The sequence below is a fragment of the Halohasta sp. A2 genome (assembly GCF_056175805.1).
Window position 1 is genome coordinate 1 of sequence record NZ_JAQFWV010000172.1, and the last position, 1,008, is coordinate 1,008.

The 1,008-nt window shown below is 49.8% G+C and carries 1 pseudogene; it reads left to right on the top strand.

Features of this window, described 5'->3' with window-relative positions:
• The first annotated feature begins 161 nt into the window (after positions 1–161).
• Positions 162–839, top strand: a pseudogene (locus O2S87_RS18630) (IS6 family transposase).
• Positions 840–1,008 lie beyond the last annotated feature (169 nt).

The window sequence follows — 1,008 nt, forward strand, 5'->3', positions numbered from 1 at the left end:
TTGGAGCGTCGAATCTCAGCTGAAGTTTCGTCAAACCTGAGCAGATCCCGACAAGTTGCACCGACCTCGTCGATGTTTCTCCCCAGATCTCCTTGGCTCCAGGCTAAACCCCAGAAGTAGTGCTAGTTTGAGAAGTGATTTGTTCGTGGTTTGAGTTGTCTATGCTTTCACCGGAACTTCTCAGAGAGACGTTGGATACGGCAAATTTTGAATGTTGAGAGCGAGAGCGGACGGCCAACGCTCTAAAGATGTTGGCCGTCCGACTCCACGCGACCGGTTGTTCACTCAGAGAAACACAAGCAATTTTGCGATTATTCGGCGTATAACACTCTCATCAGGCAATCCTTCAGTGAGTACATCGGGTAGCTAACAGCGTTCCCGACCCGCCTGAGGCGTAGACGAAGCGGGTCGCAGTAGACGAAACTGCTGTCAAAGTCAATGGAGAGTGGTCTTGGTTGTATGCTGCAATAGACCTCGAAACCAAGTTGATTCTGGGTGTCGACCTGTTCGAATCTCACGGTTCCGATCCAGCTGCTGCGTTTCTGCATGGACTCTCCGAGAAACACAACCTCTCCGAGGCCGTGTTTCTCGTGATGGCTTCGGCTATCAGACTGCCCTTGCTCGATTGGGCCTCAGCGGCCGGCGTGTTATATAGACCGAAACATGACCGAATAATGGTTTCAGACGCTTAACTGAGAATCAACCGTTTCCATAATTCGTGGGTGGGCAGTCCGTCAAGCGTTCGCTGCTGATGTTTGTAGTTCGTAAATTATTATAACCGCCAACGACCGCATCAAGCGTTAGGTGATCAAACGGCAGCAGAGAAGGTCACTAACTAGACACTGTCAGGTAGACTATTTTTAGAATACGTTATATAAAACAGGTAGTTGGATAGCAGTTCCATGCCGAGACGATTTCGTAGCAGTCTCATAGATCGTTCACCAGTGCTGAACTACTGTGTCGCTGGGGAGTCACGGATCAACGGAATCGATAGATTCCGTGATCCGC